Source organism: Pseudomonas silensiensis (genome assembly GCF_050434865.1).
Classification (GTDB): Bacteria; Pseudomonadota; Gammaproteobacteria; order Pseudomonadales; family Pseudomonadaceae; genus Aquipseudomonas; species Aquipseudomonas fluorescens_W.
On the sequence record NZ_JBNDJH010000029.1, the window covers coordinates 66,578 to 85,133 of the forward strand.

The window sequence follows — 18,556 nt, forward strand, 5'->3', positions numbered from 1 at the left end:
GTTCGCGGGGTCGGATCAGGGATCAGGCTTTTGCCAGGCCCATGCCCATGCCCTGGCCCATCTGCACCGGCGAACCGGCCGCCAGTTCTTCAGCCCACTTCACTTGATCAGGCCCGAACAGCACGACAGCGGTCGAACCCAGCTTGAAGCGACCCAGTTCTGCACCTTTTTCCAAATGGATCGGCGCACGGGCAGCTTCGTCGTAGCGGAAGGTTTTCAGCTCGCGTTTCGGCGGCGTGACCAACCCGGCCCAAACGGTTTCGATCGACGCAACGATCATCGCACCCACCAACACCACGGCCATCGGCCCGCGCTCGGTGTCGAAAATGCACGCCACACGCTCGTTGCGGGCGAACAATTCCGGAACGTTTTCGGCGGTGGTCTGGTTGACCGAGAAGATCCGGCCCGGGATGTAGACCATCTCGCGCAGGGTGCCGGCCAACGGCATGTGCACGCGGTGGTAGTCTTTCGGCGACAGATAAATCGTCGCGAAATCACCGCCCATGAACGGCGCTGCGTTGGCCGCGTCGCCACCCAGCAATTCCAGCACGCTGAAGCTATGACCCTTGGCCTGGAACACTCGACCGTGTTCGATCGGACCGAGTTGGCTGACCGCGCCGTCGGCCGGGCTGAGGATCGCGCCTGGCGTCTGGTCTAGCGGGCGAGCACCATCCTTCAAAGCGCGAGTGAAGAACGCATTGAAGTGCTCGTAAGCCGTCAGGTCTTCGACCAGCGCCTGCGACATATCCACCTGATAGCGCTTGGCGAACCAGGCGGTAAAGGCATTTTTGAACCAGCGCACGCGGCATTCGGCAATGCAGCCGGCCAGTCGCGACAGCAGGTGATGGGGCAGCAGGTATTGGCTGAGGATAAACAAACGCTTATTCATTAACTGTCCTTAAAAACCTTAAATCTCTACGGGCGTATCGGGGTGGTTGCCCCATTCGCCCCAGGAACCGGCGTAGCCTTTGACCCGCGGATAACCGAGGGATTTGGCCACCAGATAGGTGAAGCCAGAACGGTGGTGAGTCTGGCAGTGGGTAATCACTTCTTTGTCTTTGCTGATCCCGAGTTTTTCCAGGATCTGCGGCATATCGGTGCGGATGCGCAGGTTGCGCGCCTGATCCATGCCCGCGGTCCATTCGAAATTGACCGCGCCGGGAATGTGCCCGGCCTTGGCCGCCAGGACTTTCTCGCCGGAGTACTCCAGCGGCCCGCGTGCGTCCCAGATCGCCAGGTCGGCGGCACCGAGGCGGCTTTGCAGGTACTCGCGGGTGGCGGTAGGTTCGTCGTGCAAGGTCAACGCAACCGGGCCGCCGACCGCTGCCGGGATCTGGATCGACATGGGCAAGCCTTCTGCCAGCCAGGCTTTCAGGCCGCCGTCGACATAGTGGTACTTGCTGTGGCCGATGACATCCAGCAGCCAGATAAAGCGCCCGGCCCAACCGCCGCCTTCGTCGTCATAGACCACGTAGACCGCATCGGGGTTGTGTCCCAGCTCACCGAACAACGCTTCGAGCGCCGCTTGCGGCGGCATCAGTCCCGGCGCAGGCGCGTGACCGAGTTGAGTGCGTTTCGGATCGACAAAACGCGCACCGGGGATATGCCCTTCGGCATAACGGGCGCTGCTGGTCAGGTCCACCAGAATCAGATCGCGGGCGTCGAGACGAGGGAGCAAGTCGCTCGGCTCGATCACCAGCGGCAAGCCAGAGAAGTCAGACATGTGAGGTCTCCAGAATACAAAGGGGAGGATTGTAGCGCAGCGTCATTGGCCGCGGTGGCTAAAGCTGTGCAGTGCCTTTTCGATGCACTGCGCGGTTTTGCCGAAGGCTTGCACGGTGATTTCAGAGAACGGCCCGCCGCCCTGATCCGCCACCACAATCATGATCACCCGACCATTATTGACCAGTGAACGCAGCAGCAAGTGTTCGCCGCCGAACTGTGAGCGCAGGCTGGCCGGTAACAGGGCGGAAAATTGTGCGTTGTTGGCCGGCGTCAGGCGTACCTGGGCCTGTTGCGAGAGCAGGCGTTGCAGTACGGTGCTCTGGCTGACGACGAAGTTCAGGCCGGCCACTTCTTTTGGCAGCCCGGCCGTCTGATGCACCCGCAGATTGGCGTGAGTGCGGTCGGCCATCAGGATCATCACCCGACGCATGCCGCACGCGACCAACGCGTCCCGGGCAGAGGTGGTCAAGTGCATGGCATTGGTGAAGCGACTGGGCTCGACCAGCAACTCGGCACACTGTCTGCGCCATTTCGCCAGGTCTTCGGCCGTCGGTGCCGGGGCTGGCAGCAATCCAGCATGAACGCGGTTCATACCCCACGGCCAGATCAATGAAACGGCCGGGTGCCAGAGGTCCGGCATGGCGTGATGGCGGGCGCTGTTGGCGGCCTGTTGGTGCAACTGCTGCTGCACTTCGTCCATCGGCATTTGCAGGTAAAGGCTGGTCAGGTACTGCCAGCGTTCACTGTGCGGACTGTCCCAGGCCTGTTGCGCCGACAGCGCCAGACCGTTGGCCAGCAACACCGTATTGGCCGGTTGATTGAGCCAGCGGCGCAGGGTCGGATCGTCGTCGAGGCGGTTCTGCTGGCGCAATGGATGATCGCTGTCGCGCGCGATGCGCAGCACTTTCACCAGCTCACGTTGCTCGTTGAGCAGCAGCCGATAACCCTGCTGCACCCAGATCGGCAGACGCCAGATGTCCACAAGCGCCAGGCAGATTTCCAGCAGGCGCGCGCCGAACAATTGCTTTTCGACTTTGCGCGCCGACTCGCCTTTGTGGATGACCCGCAACTCCCACTCTTCGAGCAACTGCGGATGGGTCAACGCCATCGGCCAGAGCGGCGAGAGAAACAGCAGGCTGCCCCAGTGGATGTCCTGCCACAGCCGCGCCAGGCGACTGGCGAAAAAACCGTTGGCCTGTTGGGTCGCGTGCTGGCTGATCAGTTGCAGCTGACGCAGGCCCACCGGGATTTCGGATTGAGGCTGGGCAGGCAGGCGGGCGAGCAGTTCTTCGGTGCGCTTCAAACCGAGGCGATTGATCGCAACCTCAAGGTTTTCCGCAGGCTCGGTCATGCTGCCATGGGTGTGGCGATTGGCTTCGCGAATCACGCTCAGCGCCAGCGCGGGGCTGTCCTGTATCAGTTCGGCGATATCGCGCAGGGAACTGCGACTGTTGGCGATGGCCTTGCAGACGCGGTCATGACTGGCTTGCGGAACGGGCAGGCGCACGCCATCGAGAAGCTTGACCCAGCCTTCGAGAGTGGTCGGTTTTGGCGTTGGAACGTTCGTTTCGTTAGCCATGGTTGGACGTGATCATCGTCTGCATTACCTATGCCCGGAGCGGGCCAAATTGGCTTTTCGCCTGAACTGGCTATAGTCTGGCGCAGTTTTGCCGATAAGTAGAAGAAGAGATTTTTTAACTTCCGAATATGACCTTGAACCCGACTCAGTAAGTACTCTCCTACCTATGGCTAAATTAATCGGCATCATCGTCGTATTCGCGAGCGTGCTCGGCGGATACGTGCTCTCCCATGGCAAAATTGCCGCCCTGATTCAGCCCTTCGAGGTCATGATTATCGGTGGTGCGGCACTCGGTGCATTTTTGCAGGCCAACCCCGGTTACATGACCATGCACGTGCTCAAGAAATCCTTGGGCATGTTCAGTTCGCGTTTCAACCACACGTTCTATCTGGAAGTGCTGGGCCTGATCTACGAGATCCTCAACAAGAGCCGCCGAGAAGGCATGATGGCCATCGAAGGCGACATCGAAGACGCCGCTGCGAGCCCGATCTTCGCCAAATACCCTACTGTATTGAAAGACGAACGCATGACCGCGTTCATCTGCGATTACCTGCGCATCATGTCCTCCGGCAACATGGCTCCCCATGAGCTTGAAGGCCTGTTCGACATGGAGCTTTACAGCCTCAAGGAAGACCTCGAGCATCCATCCCACGCGGTGAACGGTATTGCCGACGCCATGCCCGGTTTCGGTATCGTCGCGGCGGTACTCGGTATCGTGGTGACCATGGCTTCCCTGGGTGAGGGCGATCAGAAGTCCATCGGCCTGCACGTCGGTGCGGCTCTCGTCGGTACCTTCTTCGGTATTCTCGCGGCGTACGGTTTCTTCGGTCCGCTGGCCCATTCCCTGGCCCACGATGCCAAGGAAGAACTCAACGTCTACGAAGCCATCAAGGCCTCGCTGGTCGCGTCAGCCTCCGGCATGCCTCCATCGCTGGCGGTCGAGTTCGGTCGTAAAGTTCTGTACCCGGCGCACCGTCCTAGCTTCGCTGAGCTGGAACAAGCGGTTCGCGGTCGTTAAGTCATGGAAAATAACCAGCCGATAATCATCAAGCGCGTCAAGCGCATCGCCGGCGGGCATCACGGGGGCGCCTGGAAAATCGCCTTCGCGGACTTCGCGACGGCGATGATGGCGTTCTTCCTGGTGCTGTGGCTGCTGTCCACCGCAACGCCTGAACAGAAGATCGCCATCGCCGGTTACTTCAAGGACCCGGTCGGCTTTTCCGAAAGTGGCACGCCGTACATCATCGACCTGGGCGGCTCGCCGACCCTGGCGCCGGAGAACACCCTCAACCCCGAAGTGAAATCTCAGCCGCAGCCGGACAAAGTGACCGTCGACGCCGAGCAGGTTGAAGGCATGGCCGAACAGGTCGAGAAGGAACGTCTCGAACTGTTGCTGCAAGAACTGCAGACCAAGGTCGAAGAGAACCCGCAGCTGAAGAAATTCAAAGACCAGATCAGTTTCGAAATCACGCCGGACGGTTTGCGCATCCAGATTGTGGACGCCGAAAACCGGCCGATGTTCGACTCTGGCAGTGCCCGTCTGAAGCCGTACTTCGAAGACATCCTGCTGGCCATGGCCGACACCATTAAAGCGGTGCCGAACAAGATCAGCATCAGCGGCCACACCGATGCCAAGCCGTACACGGGCACGGGTGACTTCGGTAACTGGGAACTCTCGGCCAACCGTGCCAACGCTGCACGTCGTGCGCTGGTCGCCGGCAGCTATCCGGATGCACAGGTGGCGCGCGTCGTCGGTTATGCCTCGTCGGCGTTGTTCGATCGCGAGCACCCGTTCAATCCGATCAATCGCCGTATCGACATCGTGGTGCTGACCAAGAAAGCCCAGCGTGCCATCGAAGGTTCGCAAGGTGCGGAGCCGGCTCCAGAACCGACGCAAGGGCAGGGCGGCCCGGGCGAAGTGCCTGCCGATCCGAATGCGTTGCCGGCGGATAAAGAGCCGTTGCCGGCGCATGAGCTTCGGGAGCGCTTGAACCTGTTCGACAACCCGGCGCCGAAACCGGGTGAGCCACCGAAGCAGTGACCCACGAAAAAGCCGACAGTGATGTCGGCTTTTTTGTGTCTGTCAGAAGCCGCGTCGGATGCGGTTCTTGAGCTGGTCGTGGAACAGCTCGGCATTACGTTTGTAGGTGCCGTAAAGAGATTCGTTGATCGAATCCAGCGTCATTGAGCGCTTGGTCGCCACCTCTTCACGGTAGGCATCAATGAAAAAATCCAGATCCTTGTCGGTGCTGAGCTTTGGCCATTTATCGAGGTAAAGCGGCAGTTCGGCCGGTTCTGTCTTGAATGAGCATATCCGTCGGTTACTGATGGTCGCTTCACCGATTTCGAACGGCACCCACCATGAGAGCGCGGTCTTGTCAGAGACCACCGCCATCAGATGCGTGCACGCCGTGATGTTGCGGGTGATGACCCCGGTGATGTCGTCGGTGGTCTGTGATTCCGGGTCCAGCACGTCGAAGTAGGTCTTGATGTTGGCCCGTATCAGACGGCTGTTGATGGCGATCGCGTACGGGCGATCCACGTGACGGTAGCTGATGAATACGGGCATCAGAAATGTCCTTTGAGGGCGAGTTCGCGGTAATAGGCGCCGAGGGCGGTAAGGCGGCAACCGGTTGAGTTCAGGGCCGCGTAATACATGTGCTCGGCGTCCACCGGTTCGATCAGGCTGTGGCGGTTGCATTTTTGCAATTGGGCGAAGACTTCGCCGTGGTCCGGGTCGAACGTTGTTTCGGTGGGTTCGTAGCTGGGGTCGAGCGCAAAGACATGGCTGGGCTCCGGGAACCAGTCCTTGAGTTTGCGCAGGGTTTCTTCGGCGATCAGTGGCGTGACCTCGCGCAAGGGGACAAATTGCGAGACGTTCGTCTTGAACACTGGCCGTTGTTCCCATGCGCCCAACGCATTGTCGACGAATGAGTACACGCTGCCGGGAGTGACCTTGCCCAATACGTTGGCGGCCCCACCGTGCAGCGCTTGCAGCAACAGGTCGGTAAACACGCCATGGCCGCGTCCTTCGAGTGCAACCTGATCTTTTTTGCAGGCGGTGAGAATGGTCATGCCTTCGCCGATGACGCTGCTACCACCGCGTAACCCGCGCATTGCGGCGGCTGCGCCAGCCTGGCAGCAATCGAGGATGATGATTTTGTTCTTGATGTGGGGGGCGTTGTCCGCCCAACTCAATATGTCGCTGATGCGAATACCATCGCCACCCGGTGCAAAGTCCTGAGGAATCAGCAGCCCCTCGTCGATGCTGGTATCGAATTGGCCATGGCCGGCGAAATACAGCAGCGCCACATCACAATCACCGGAAAACAGGCTTTGGATGTGCTGCTTCATGGCCGTCAGCGAAAGGTCATCTTCGGCTGAGGTCAGCACCTTGCTGCTGAAGTTCGGCCGCCCGTTGGCGTGACGCTCCAGCACCGAGGCCATGGCCATCGCATCGTTATTGCATCCGCTCAATGGAGAGACGTGGGCGTAATGGTTGATCCCGATGAACAATCCCTTGCGCATGGTTCAACCCGCCGCGTGAGTTCGAATGGCACTGATGATGCTGTTGGTGTTCCACGCACACTCCGCGTGCGCCGCCTGGCGTACCACTGTGGAAATCCGCTCCGCACCAAACGGCTTGACCGCAATGATCACCTTGTTCATGCGTTTGGCGATCTCGATTTCCTTATTGATCCACTTGCTGTAGGTCGAATACATCCCCGCCATGATCAGCACTGCCGAGCAGGGCCGGATTTTGTTTTCGATGGCTTCTTCCAGCTGTTTGTCGGTTTTCGCGCCGATGATCGGGTTGTCTGGCGGTACCGAAAAATTTTTGAACGTGAAGCCGGGTTTAGCGTTGAGCAGCCGTACGAGGTTGTCGTGGGCGTGGGGGTAGTTCCACGAGTGGCTGATGAACAAATGATAGGTTTGCATGGCTGTCCCTCGGTATCGCCAGAAATGCGATGAGGGCTCGAATGTATGCACTTGAGTGGGCGTAACAAGGCCTGCGCTGATAAAGAGAATTTCCCTACACGCAGGCGTGCAAGCGCCTTACAGAAGTTTCTGACGTTTAAATGGTGAGGATATTTGTAGGATGCTACAAGCGGCGCGCCGCCCCGTCAGTGTCGAGGCAGCGGGCGCGTCTGTTTAATAGCTGTTTTCAGGCAAGCTGGCGATGATCGAGCGGTAGCTGTTCATCCGTTGCTGCTGCACGCGGCCTTCTTCCAGGGCCTTGAGCAGGGCGCAACCCGGCTCGCGGTCGTGCTTGCAGTCGCGGAAGCGGCAGGTGCCGATCAAGTCGTTGAACTCGATGAAGCCGGCTTCGACATCGGCACGGCTGACGTGGCCCAGGCCGAATTCGCGGATACCCGGGGAGTCGATCAACTCACCGCCACCGGGGAAGTGGAACAACCGCGCGGTGGTGGTGGTGTGAGTGCCCTGGCCGGACAACTCGGACAGCGGGCCGACACGGGCTTCGACTTCAGGCAACAGGCTGTTGACCAACGAGGATTTGCCGACGCCGGACTGGCCGACGAACACGCTGATGCGTCCGTCCAGTTGTTTTTGAAGTTGCTCCATGCCATTGCCGTGGTGCGCCGAGACTTCCAGCACCGGGTAACCCAGTGTGCGGTAAACCGCCAGCAAGGCATTCAGCGCCGGGGCGTTCTGCTCGTCGATCAGGTCGAACTTGTTGAGCAACAGCAACGGACGAATCCCTGCGTGCTCAGCGGCGACCAGGTAGCGGTCGATCAAGTTGGCGTGAGGCTCGGGCAGTGGCGCGAAGACAATCACGATCATGTCGACGTTGGCCGCGACAGGCTTGAGCTGACCTCGGCTGTCCGGGCGGCAGAGTTCGGTTTTGCGCGGCAGTTGCGCCACGATCACGCCGATGCCCTGGTTGCCGGCACGCCAGACCACCTGATCGCCGGTCACCAGCGCCGGCAGGTTGGCGCGCAAGTGACAGCGGAACACTTGGCCAGCCAGCTCGCCATCAAGGGCTTCGACTTCGACCTGCACACCGAAGTGCGCGATCACCAGGCCGGTCTGTTCCGGGCCCAGATCGCCACCCTCAAGTGCCTCGACAGCCGAGGACTCGCGTTTGGCGGCGCGGGCAGCGCGTTCGCCCTGAATCTTTTCGATGCGCCAGTTTTGACGACGATTGAGTTGGCGTTTGGCCATGGGTGTTCCGTATGAAGAATGCAGCGATTAGGTAAAACGGCCGCGAGTTTAGCACGCCCGGCCAGTTGCCTAGGCTAAACTGCGCAGCATTGCCTAGGAGCCGACACATGCAAAACCCGCAGAATCTGATCTGGATCGACCTGGAAATGACCGGTCTGAACCCTGATACCGACGTCATCATCGAAATGGCCACTATCGTCACCGACAGTGACCTGAACACCTTGGCCGAAGGTCCGGTGATCGCCATCCATCACAGCGACGAAATTCTCGCCGGCATGGACGAGTGGAACACCCGTCAGCACGGCGGCTCGGGCCTGACCCAGCGGGTGCGCGACAGCCGCATCAGCATGGCCGAAGCCGAAGCCCAGACCATCGCCTTCCTGGAACAATGGGTGCCGAAGGGCAAGTCGCCGATCTGTGGCAATAGCATTTGCCAGGACCGTCGCTTCCTTTATACCCACATGAAATCCCTGGAAAGCTTCTTCCACTACCGCAACCTCGACGTCTCGACCCTGAAAGAGTTGGCCGCACGCTGGGCGCCGGACGTGCGCGACAGCTTCAAAAAGGGCAGCACTCACCTGGCCCTGGATGACATCCGCGAATCGATCGCCGAGCTGCAGCACTACCGCAAGCACTTCATCAAGTTCTGATCTGGCAGCTGGCGTAACGGCTGCCCTCTTTTGGGGCTTCGGTGAAGTGAGTAGACTGCGCGCCTTCCTGCAAGGACCGCCGCCATGTTGCTGATGCTTTACCTGATCGCCATTACCGCCGAAGCCATGACCGGTGCCCTTTCTGCCGGTCGTCGCGGGATGGACTGGTTTGGCGTGGTGCTGATTGCCTGCGTCACGGCTTTGGGTGGGGGTTCGGTGCGTGACGTGCTGCTCGGTCACTACCCGTTGACGTGGGTCAAGCACCCGGAATATCTGGTGCTAACCTCGGTGGCGGCGATGTTCACGGTGTTCGCTGCACGCTGGATGCGTCACCTGCGCTCGCTGTTTCTGGTGCTCGACGCCGTGGGTTTGGTGGCGTTCACCCTGATCGGCTGCATGACCGCGCTGGAAATGGGCCACGGCATGCTCGTAGCGTCCGTCAGCGGTGTGATCACCGGAGTTTTCGGCGGTATTCTGCGCGACATCTTCTGCAACGACATCCCGCTGATCTTCCGCCGCGAACTCTACGCCAGCGTCTCGTTCGCTGCAGCGTGGTGCTACATGCTCTGCATCTACCTGCAATTACCCGGTGAACAGGCGATTTTGATCACCCTGTTCGGCGGTTTCCTGCTGCGATTACTGGCAATCCGTTTTCACTGGGAAATGCCGAAGTTCGTTTATAACGACGAAGCCTGACTCCAGCGGAGTGCATGGTCGAAAAATGTGTGCGTCGAAATATCCTGTCGAGGAACTCGCCTAGGTCACACAGTAAAAATAGGGTAAAAAGTTAATAAATAGGGTAATTCGCTGTCGAGTTACCCTGTTTAGTTCTGGGTTACCCTATTTGGCAGGAAAAACATCTATGCGGTCACTTACACCTGAATTTCTCTCAACGCTTCGCTACAACGGATTGCAGGTCGCGACGTTGCGGGCTCTCGGTGAGTACCGGGGCAAGCAACAATTGTTCGTTTCCCAGTCCCCAGAAATTCTCCAGGACCTGAAGCAGCTTGCAGTCATTGAGTCCACAGAGTCATCGAACCGATTGGAGGGAGTGGTTGTTTCACCAAGTCGGTTGAAGTCGTTGATTATCAAAAATGCGGACCCGAAAAGTCGCTCCGAGCAAGAAGTTGCGGGTTACCGCGATGCGCTTTCTCTTATCCATGAGGCGGCAGAAGGGATGCCATTCTCCGAGGGCGTCATTCGGCAGTTGCATGGCATGCTTTATCGCTATCTACCGCAGGATGGCGGGGAGTGGAAAGCAACGAACAATGACATCATCGAGCGCCATCCGGACGGCAGTTCGCGTATCCGCTTTCAGCCGGTCGCTGCACATCTGACACCCATTGCAATGGTCGATATGGTTATGCAGTACCGCAGAGCACTGGATCAAAATCTGGCAGACCCGCTCGTATTGGTCCCGCTGAGTATTCTCGACTTTCTCTGCATACACCCTTTCTCAGATGGCAACGGGCGTGTAGCTCGACTGCTTACCTTGTTATTGCTTTACCAGTTTGATTATCGCGTAGGTCGTTTTATCAGCCTTGAGCGGATCTTCGAGGACTCAAAGGAAAGCTACTACGAAACACTTGAGGTCAGCTCTCAAGGTTGGCATGAAGGCAGGCACGATGTTCAGCCATGGCTCAACTATTTCTGGGGGGCGCTTCTTCGCGCTTACAAGGAGTTTGAGGAGCGTGTCGGTAAGATCGATAAGCGCCATGGAGGTAAAAGCGATCGAGTTCGAGTTGAAGCGTTGAAGCGCGCCCTACCGTTTTCGATTACTGAGCTTGAAGAGGCTTGTCCTGGCATAAGTCGTGACACCGTGCGTATGGTTTTGCGTTCATTGAAAGCTGAAGGGCTAATCGAGTCGACTGGGAAGGGGCGTAGCGCCAAGTGGATAAACTTGCACCGCTAAGGGCGAGTTCCAAGGGTGCCAGTGCGCTGCTCATGTTGCTTCAATGCCCACTCGACATGCTCACGCACCAGTTCTGAAGGGTGTTCGCGCCGCGCCTTTAGTGCTTCCAGCACCGGAATGCTCGACGGCGCGTTCCCCAGGCCCACCGCCAGGTTTCGCAGCCAGCGCTCGTAACCCGCTCGGCGTAACGGCGAACCTTCGGTGCTGCTGAGAAACTTCTCCTCATCCCACATGAACAGTTCGGCCAACTCCGCGTTATCCAGATTGTGCCGTGGCTTGAAGTCGCTTTCGCCGGACGGACGGGCGAAGCGGTTCCACGGGCAGACGATCTGGCAATCATCGCAACCGAACACCCGATTGCCGATCAGTGGCCGCAAATCTTCCGGGATCGCGCTTTTCAGTTCGATGGTCAGGTAGGAAATGCAGCGTCGGGCGTCGAGTACATAAGGGCCGACGAAGGCGTTGGTCGGGCAGATGTCGAGGCATGCGGTGCAACGGCCGCAATGTTCGGTGCTGTGTGGCGGGTCAACCGGCAGCGGCAGGTCGACAAACAGTTCGCTGAGAAAGAAGTAACTGCCGGCCTTGCGATTCAAGACCAGGGTGTTTTTGCCGATCCATCCAAGACCGGCCTGTTCCGCGATGGCTTTTTCCAGCACCGGCGCGCTGTCTACGAAGGCGCGAAAACCAAACGGGCCGATTTCGGCCTGAATTTTATCGGCCAGTTGTTGCACGCGTTTGCGGATCAATTTGTGGTAATCGCGGCCCAAGGCATAACGCGAGACGTAGGCTTTTTCCGGTTGGGCCAGACGTTTGGCCATTTCGGTGTCGCCCGGCAGGTAGTCCATGCGTAGGGAAATGACTCGAAGCGTGCCGGGCACCAGCTCTTCCGGGTGTGAGCGTTTACTGCCGTGGGCGCCCATGTACTCCATTTCGCCGTGGTAGCCGGCCGCGAGCCAGCGCTCCAGGTGCTGCTCATGCTCGGCCAGGTCGAGGCCGCTGATGCCGACTTGCTGAAAGCCCAACTCGCGGCCCCAATCCTTGATGGATTGGGCGAGGGCGGGCAGGTCTGTGGTAATTGCGGGCATGAGGCGAGAGAAACCGGAGCTGAGGTGCGTATAATTCTGCCAGACATCGGAGCCCGAAGACGCATGCCGCACACTAAAGATGATTTACCCGACGCGCTGTATAGCGCCGCGCAGGTGCGAGCACTCGATGCGAGCCTGATTGCGGCCGGCACACCGGGCTTCGAATTGATGCAGCGCGCGGCGCGTGCGACCTGGCGCGCGTTGGTCCGTCATTGGCCGACGGCGCACGAATTGAGTGTTGTGGCCGGCCACGGCAATAACGCAGGCGACGGTTATCTGGTGGCTGTGCTGGCCCGACGTGCGGGCTGGCATGTACGGGTGCTGGCGGCCGGTGATCCCCAGCGTTTACAGGGTGACGCGGCATTGGCCCATGCCGAGGCCGTGTCCGAAGGTGTCGCGGTTCAAGCCTGGAGCGCACAGTCAGAGTTGCGCGGTATCGTGCTGGATGCCTTGCTCGGCACCGGTCTGACGGGAGAGGTACGAGAGCCCTACGCGGGCGTCATCGCAGCGATCAATGCCAGCGGGCTGCCGGTTGCGGCGGTGGATATCCCTTCGGGGCTGTGCGCTGATACCGGCCGAATACTCGGCGCTGCGGTGCGGGCTGACCTGACGGTGACGTTCATCGGCCTGAAACTGGGTCTGTTCGCCGGCGATGCTGCTGACGTGGTCGGCGAGTTGGTGTTCAACGATCTGCAAGCCTCCCCCGAGTCGTTTAACGGAGTCGCCATCAGTGCACGTCGCCTGACGGCCAGTTCCTTGCCACGTCTGGCGAGCCGGGCTCCAACGTCCCATAAGGGCAAATTCGGCCATGTATTGCTGATCGGCGGTGATCGCGGCTTTGGTGGCGCCATCCTGCTGAGCGCGCAAAGTGCCTTGCGCAGCGGTACAGGCATGGTGTCCGTGGCGACGCGCAGTGAACATGTTCCGGCCGCGCTGGCGAGAATTCCGGAAGCCATGGTGTTGGGCACTTCGTCGGCCAATCAACTGATGGGACTGCTGCAAAAGGTTTCCGTGCTGGTTGTCGGCCCCGGCTTGGGTCAGGCTTCCTGGGGGCGCAGCCTTTTGTCGGCGGCCGCCAACGCGCCTCTGCCGCAAGTCTGGGACGCCGACGCATTGAATCTGCTGGCCACAGAGCACGTGAGCTTGCCCAAAGATTGTGTGATCACGCCGCATCCGGGCGAAGCGGCGCGCTTGTTGGGGATGAGCACTGCCGAAGTCCAGGCCGATCGTCCTGCGGCGGCTCATGCATTGAGCAAAAAATATACAGCTGTCGTGGTGCTCAAAGGCGCCGGCAGCCTGATCGCCAGCCCCGATGGGCGCCTGGCGTTGTGTCATCAGGGCCATCCGGCCATGGCCACCGCCGGTTTGGGTGATGTGCTGGCCGGTCTGGTCGGCGCGTTGCTGGCTCAAGGCATGGAGGCGTTCGACGCCGCCTGCCTCGCCGTCTGGCTACACGCCAATGCTGGCGCGCAAGAAGGTAAATCGGGCCGTGGGCTGGCGGCCAGTGATCTGATTCCAGCCATTCGTCAGTTGTTGGAGGAGCAAGCACCGTGTCTGAAGTAACCCTGTACCTGGCTGATGAAGAGGCGATGACTGCATTTGGCGCACGTATCGCACAAACCACTGAAGGGCACGGTCTGATTTTTCTCGAGGGAGATCTGGGCGCGGGGAAAACCACGCTGTCCCGGGGCATCATCCGTGGCTTGGGGCATGTGGGCGCGGTAAAAAGTCCGACCTTTACCCTGGTTGAACCCTACGAGATTGGCGACATCCGGGCCTTCCATTTCGACCTCTATCGCTTGGTCGACCCTGAAGAGCTGGAGTACCTCGGCATCCGCGACTACTTCGAAGACGACGCGTTGTGCCTGATCGAGTGGCCCGAAAAGGGTGCAGGCTTTTTGCCAAAGCCCGACCTGACCATTACCATTAGCCCGCAAGACAGCGGGCGTTCGCTGAAAATTTTGTCCCAGGGCTCGCGTGGCGAGTCGTGGTGTGCCGCTTTGGCATTGGAAACCAATTAAATGATGGGGTTAGGTATGCGCTTTCGCGCGATGGTAGCTGCCGTAGGATTGTTGTTTTTGGCGGTGACCGTCGACGCTGTGGCCGAGACAAAGGTCAACAGCGTTCGCCTGTGGCGGGCTCCGGACAACACACGACTGGTGTTCGACCTGAGCGGTCCCGTCCAGCACAGCGTTTTTACCCTGACCGCCCCGGATCGGCTGGTCATCGACATCAATGGCGCGACACTGGGGGCGCCGCTGAACGTCAACAGTTCGAACACTCCAATCACCGCCATGCGCTCGGCTCAACGTACGCCGACTGACCTGCGGGTGGTCATCGACCTGAAAAAAGCCGTGACGCCGAAAAGTTTTACCCTGGCGCCAAACGCCCAGTACGGCAATCGCCTGGTGGTCGACTTGTTCGATAACGCCGCCGACGCCGCGCCAATTCCGGCGCCGACCAACGTTGCGACAGTGGCCCCGGTACCGGTCACGCCGGTGGAGCCTGCGGTGAAGCTGCCGCCAGCCCCGGCCGGCAAGCGCGACATCGTTGTGGTCATCGATGCTGGTCACGGTGGCGAAGACCCGGGTGCCTCCGGCTCTCGCGGTCAGCGTGAAAAAGACGTGGTACTGGCCATCGCCCGCGAATTGCAGCGTCAGGTCAACGGCATGAAAGGCTTCCGCGCCGAACTGACCCGCACCGGCGACTACTTCATTCCATTGCGCGGTCGTACTGAAATCGCCCGCAAGAAGGGTGCCGACCTGTTCGTTTCGATTCACGCTGACGCCGCACCTTCGGCCGCAGCCTTCGGTGCCTCGGTGTTTGCCCTGTCTGATCGTGGCGCTACCTCGGAAACGGCCCGTTGGCTGGCCGACAGTGAAAACCGTTCCGACTTGATCGGTGGTGCTGGCAGCGTCAGCCTCGACGACAAGGACCGCATGCTGGCCGGTGTGCTGCTCGACCTGTCGATGACCGCTTCCTTGACTTCGAGCCTGGACGTTGGCCAAAAGGTCTTGAGCAACATCAGCCGAGTCACGCCGTTGCACAAACAACGGGTGGAGCAGGCCGGGTTCATGGTGCTGAAATCGCCGGACATTCCGTCGATCCTGGTGGAAACCGGGTTCATCTCCAACGCCAACGAAGCCTCCAAGCTTGCCGCAGCGAACCACCAGCAGGCGCTGGCACGCTCGATCAGCGCCGGTGTTCGCCAGTTCTTCCAGCAGAATCCGCCACCGGGCACCTACATCGCCTGGCTGCGTGATTCCGGCAAAATCGCTCAAGGTCCACGTGACCATCGGGTGAGCCCGGGCGAGACGCTGGCAATGATTGCCGTGCGTTATCAGGTGTCGCCGGCCACGCTACGCAGTGCCAACAATCTGCAGAGTGACGAGCTGAAAATCGGTCAGAACCTGACCATTCCCGGCACTGAACTGGCGGCCAAAGAATGAACCAGGTGCTGACCAATACGGCTCGCATCGAGCTGCTCAGCCCGCGACTGGCGAACCAGATTGCCGCTGGTGAGGTGGTTGAGCGCCCGGCTTCGGTGATCAAGGAGCTGTTGGAAAACAGTCTCGACTCCGGTGCCAAGCGTATTGATGTCGATGTAGAGCAGGGCGGCGTCAAGCTGCTGCGGGTGCGCGACGATGGCAGCGGCATTTCTGCCGATGACTTGCCGCTGGCCCTGGCGCGTCACGCCACCAGCAAAATCCGCAATCTTGAGGACCTCGAGCAGGTCATGAGTCTCGGGTTTCGTGGTGAAGCACTCGCGTCGATCAGCTCCGTGGCACGCCTGACCCTGACGTCTCGCACCCGTGATGCCGATCAGGCCTGGCAGGTTGAAACCGAAGGCCGGGACATGGCGCCTCGCGTGCAGCCGGCGGCCCATCCGGTGGGCACATCGGTGGAAGTGCGCGACCTGTTCTTCAATACCCCGGCGCGACGCAAGTTTCTCAAAACCGAAAAAACCGAATTCGATCACCTGCAAGAAGTGATCAAGCGCTTGGCGTTGGCGCGCTTCGACGTGGCGTTCCATCTGCGCCACAACGGCAAGACCATACTCAGCCTGCATGAAGCCCATGACGACGCGGCCCGTGCCCGGCGTGTGGCAGCAATTTGCGGTTCGGGTTTCCTCGAGCAGGCGCTGCCGATCGAGATCGAGCGCAATGGCCTGCATTTGTGGGGCTGGGTCGGCTTGCCGACGTTCAACCGTAGCCAGGCAGACTTGCAGTATTTCTTTGTGAACGGCCGTGCGGTACGCGACAAACTGGTGGCCCACGCGGTGCGCCAGGCCTATCGCGACGTGCTGTTCAACGGCCGGCACCCGACGTTCGTGCTGTTTTTCGAAGTCGATCCGGCAGGCGTCGACGTCAACGTGCACCCGACCAAGCACGAAGTGCGCTTCCGTGACGGGCGCATGGTTCACGATTTCCTCTATGGCACCCTGCACCGCGCTTTGGGCGATGTGCGCCCGGATGATCATCTGGCCGCGCCGGTGGCGACAGCCATCGTTCGACCGACCGGTATTGATGCTGGCGAGTTCGGGCCGCAAGGCGAAATGCGTCTGGCGGCCAATACCTTGCTGGAACAGCCTCAGGCTCAGCCATCGTTCAATACGCCGGCAGGCTCGGGCGCTGGTGCCGGTTATCAATATCAGTACTCGCCACGGCCTCAGTCCGGCGTGCCGGTGGCTGAAGCTCAGGCCGCCTACCGTGAGTTTTTTGCGCCGTTGCCAGAAGCCAATGCGGTAGCGCTGCCGGCCGGGCAGGATGATATTCCGCCGCTGGGTTATGCATTGGCGCAGCTCAAAGGTATCTACATTCTTTCGGAAAACGCCCAAGGGCTGGTGCTGGTGGACATGCATGCCGCTCATGAGCGGATCATGTACGAACGGCTGAAAATCGCCATGGCCAGCGAAGGCCTGAGCGGTCAGCCGCTGCTGGTGCCGGAATCTTTGGCTGTGAGCGAGCGCGAAGGCGATTGCGCCGAAGAAAACGTTGCGTGGTTCCAGCGTCTGGGCTTTGAACTGCAGCGTCTTGGTCCTGAAACACTGGCCATTCGGCAAATTCCAGCCTTGCTCAAGCAAGCTGAAGCCAATCGATTGGTCAGTGACGTACTGGCGGACCTGATGGAATATGGCACCAGCGACCGGATTCAGGCGCACCTGAACGAATTGCTCGGCACCATGGCCTGCCATGGCGCGATTCGGGCGAATCGGCGTCTGGCCCTGCCGGAAATGAACGGTCTGCTGCGGGACATGGAAAACACCGAACGCAGCGGTCAATGCAACCATGGCCGACCGACCTGGACCCAACTGGGCCTGGACGATCTGGACAAACTGTTCTTGCGCGGTCGTTGATGAACCAGCTCCCTCCTGCGATTTTCCTGATGGGGCCGACCGCCGCCGGCAAGACCGACCTGGCCATCGAACTCACCAAAGTCTTGCCTTGCGAGCTGATCAGTGTCGATTCGGCGCTGGTCTACCGTGGCATGGACATCGGCACTGCCAAGCCTTCAAAAGAGCTTCTGGCTGAATTTCCACACCGGTTGATCGATATTCTCGACCCGGCAGAGAGCTATTCGGCCGCCGATTTCCGTCGTGATGCCCTCCAGGCCATGGCCGAGATCACCGCACGGGGCAAAATTCCGCTGCTGGTGGGCGGCACAATGCTCTATTACAAGGCTTTGGTTGAAGGTCTGGCAGACATGCCAGCGGCAGATCCGGATGTCCGCGCACAGATCGAAGAAGAAGCTGCACGCCTTGGCTGGCAAGCCCTGCACGATCAACTGGCGGTCATTGATCCGGAATCCGCCGCGCGCATTCATCCGAACGATCCACAGCGACTCAGTCGAGCGCTGGAAGTTTATCGCGTCAGTGGTCAGAGCATGACTGCACTAAGGCTGCAACAATCTGCGCAAAGTACTGAAGCAGCCGCCTCGGGACTGCAACAATTGCCCTATACTGTCGCGAACTTGGCAATTGCTCCGGCAAATCGTCAGGTATTGCACGAGCGAATTAAACAAAGATTCACGAATATGTTGGAACAGGGATTCATTGACGAGGTCGTAGCCCTGCGTAAACGGAGTGACCTGCATGCCGGGTTGCCGTCTATACGTGCAGTAGGCTACCGACAAGTCTGGGATTACCTGGATGGCAAGCTGACGCAAGCCGAGATGCAGGAGCGTGGAATCATTGCCACGCGCCAATTGGCAAAGCGCCAGTTCACCTGGCTGCGCAGTTGGGCTGATTTACACTGGTTGGACAGCCTCGATTGCGACAATCTGCCGCGCGCCTTGAAATACCTTGGGACCATCTCCATATTGAGCTGAGTCCTTGCATTTGCCGTCTATCCTTGGGGGTGTGACGGCCACAAGCCATTTGTTTACCTATTTTTTATATTGAATCCTTAAAGGAGTGCGGCAC

General features: G+C 59.7%; 18 protein-coding genes. 10 read left to right on the plus strand and 8 right to left on the minus strand.

Annotated features, from left to right (window positions below; translation table 11 throughout):
• Positions 1-22: 22 nt before the first annotated feature.
• From asd to QF010_RS29665, 3 genes are read right to left on the minus strand one after another with little or no spacing between them, the layout of a single operon-like run.
• The gene (gene asd, locus QF010_RS29655) at positions 23-889 is read right to left on the minus strand and encodes an archaetidylserine decarboxylase (RefSeq protein WP_429511270.1); all 867 of its coding nucleotides are present in this window, start codon (positions 887-889) and stop codon (positions 23-25) included.
• An 18-nt stretch (positions 890-907) separates the two neighbouring features.
• Complete coding sequence (locus QF010_RS29660; protein WP_134419803.1) at positions 908-1,723, minus strand: rhodanese-like domain-containing protein; 816 nt, start codon at positions 1,721-1,723, stop codon at positions 908-910.
• A 42-nt stretch (positions 1,724-1,765) separates the two neighbouring features.
• Positions 1,766-3,304 carry an HDOD domain-containing protein gene (locus QF010_RS29665; protein ID WP_429534509.1) on the minus strand — a complete coding sequence of 513 codons (1,539 nt, stop codon included), beginning with the start codon at positions 3,302-3,304 and terminating at the stop codon, positions 1,766-1,768.
• Positions 3,305-3,470: 166 nt separating this feature from the next.
• Between QF010_RS29665 and motA the strand changes: the two genes are divergently transcribed.
• Together motA and motB are read left to right on the plus strand one after the other, a co-directional pair.
• Positions 3,471-4,322: a flagellar motor stator protein MotA gene (motA, locus tag QF010_RS29670; RefSeq protein ID WP_033055517.1), complete on the plus strand. Its 852-nt coding sequence runs from the start codon at positions 3,471-3,473 to the stop codon at positions 4,320-4,322.
• A gap of 3 nt (positions 4,323-4,325) precedes the next feature.
• Complete coding sequence (gene motB / locus QF010_RS29675) at positions 4,326-5,345, plus strand: flagellar motor protein MotB (RefSeq protein ID WP_429534510.1); 1,020 nt, start codon at positions 4,326-4,328, stop codon at positions 5,343-5,345.
• Positions 5,346-5,387: 42 nt separating this feature from the next.
• Here motB and QF010_RS29680 read toward each other — a convergent pair whose 3' ends face one another.
• The 4 genes from QF010_RS29680 to rsgA form a co-directional block, all read right to left on the minus strand.
• Positions 5,388-5,873: a toll/interleukin-1 receptor domain-containing protein gene (locus QF010_RS29680; protein WP_033055520.1), complete on the minus strand. Its 486-nt coding sequence runs from the start codon at positions 5,871-5,873 to the stop codon at positions 5,388-5,390.
• A complete protein-coding gene (locus QF010_RS29685) occupies positions 5,873-6,832 on the minus strand; it encodes a caspase family protein (protein ID WP_033055523.1) in 960 nt (319 codons plus the stop codon). The genes QF010_RS29680 and QF010_RS29685 overlap by 1 nt, the downstream gene beginning before the upstream one ends.
• Positions 6,833-6,835: 3 nt before the next feature.
• The gene (locus QF010_RS29690; RefSeq protein ID WP_033055525.1) at positions 6,836-7,243 is read right to left on the minus strand and encodes a TIR domain-containing protein; all 408 of its coding nucleotides are present in this window, start codon (positions 7,241-7,243) and stop codon (positions 6,836-6,838) included.
• Between the two features lie 213 nt (positions 7,244-7,456).
• Entirely contained in the window at positions 7,457-8,488 is a 1,032-nt protein-coding gene (rsgA, locus tag QF010_RS29695; RefSeq protein WP_033055527.1) for a small ribosomal subunit biogenesis GTPase RsgA, read from the minus strand.
• Positions 8,489-8,595: 107 nt separating this feature from the next.
• Between rsgA and orn the strand changes: the two genes are divergently transcribed.
• From orn to QF010_RS29710, 3 genes are all read left to right on the plus strand, one after another.
• Positions 8,596-9,138: an oligoribonuclease gene (gene orn / locus QF010_RS29700; RefSeq protein ID WP_046056848.1), complete on the plus strand. Its 543-nt coding sequence runs from the start codon at positions 8,596-8,598 to the stop codon at positions 9,136-9,138.
• An 84-nt stretch (positions 9,139-9,222) separates the two neighbouring features.
• Positions 9,223-9,834 (plus strand): trimeric intracellular cation channel family protein, encoded by a 612-nt coding sequence (locus QF010_RS29705; protein ID WP_008153267.1) that lies wholly within the window; start codon positions 9,223-9,225, stop codon positions 9,832-9,834.
• A gap of 166 nt (positions 9,835-10,000) precedes the next feature.
• Positions 10,001-11,050, plus strand: a complete 1,050-nt coding sequence (locus QF010_RS29710; RefSeq protein ID WP_033055530.1) for a Fic family protein — start codon at positions 10,001-10,003, stop codon at positions 11,048-11,050.
• Here the strand turns inward: QF010_RS29710 and queG are convergent.
• Positions 11,047-12,135, minus strand: a complete 1,089-nt coding sequence (gene queG / locus QF010_RS29715) for a tRNA epoxyqueuosine(34) reductase QueG (protein ID WP_429511268.1) — start codon at positions 12,133-12,135, stop codon at positions 11,047-11,049. The two genes, QF010_RS29710 and queG, sit on opposite strands and share 4 nt — an antisense overlap.
• 63 nt (positions 12,136-12,198) lie before the next feature.
• Here queG and QF010_RS29720 point away from each other — a divergent pair, with 63 nt between their 5' ends.
• From QF010_RS29720 to miaA, 5 genes are read left to right on the plus strand one after another with little or no spacing between them, the layout of a single operon-like run.
• Entirely contained in the window at positions 12,199-13,698 is a 1,500-nt protein-coding gene (locus tag QF010_RS29720; protein WP_429534511.1) for an NAD(P)H-hydrate dehydratase, read from the plus strand.
• Entirely contained in the window at positions 13,686-14,156 is a 471-nt protein-coding gene (gene tsaE / locus QF010_RS29725; protein WP_033055537.1) for a tRNA (adenosine(37)-N6)-threonylcarbamoyltransferase complex ATPase subunit type 1 TsaE, read from the plus strand. Before QF010_RS29720 ends, tsaE begins: the two co-directional genes overlap by 13 nt.
• Positions 14,157-15,584, plus strand: a complete 1,428-nt coding sequence (locus QF010_RS29730) for an N-acetylmuramoyl-L-alanine amidase (protein ID WP_429534512.1) — start codon at positions 14,157-14,159, stop codon at positions 15,582-15,584.
• The gene (gene mutL / locus QF010_RS29735; protein WP_033055541.1) at positions 15,581-17,491 is read left to right on the plus strand and encodes a DNA mismatch repair endonuclease MutL; all 1,911 of its coding nucleotides are present in this window, start codon (positions 15,581-15,583) and stop codon (positions 17,489-17,491) included. The genes QF010_RS29730 and mutL overlap by 4 nt, the downstream gene beginning before the upstream one ends.
• Entirely contained in the window at positions 17,491-18,462 is a 972-nt protein-coding gene (gene miaA / locus QF010_RS29740; protein WP_046056853.1) for a tRNA (adenosine(37)-N6)-dimethylallyltransferase MiaA, read from the plus strand. Before mutL ends, miaA begins: the two co-directional genes overlap by 1 nt.
• Positions 18,463-18,556: the final 94 nt, after the last annotated feature.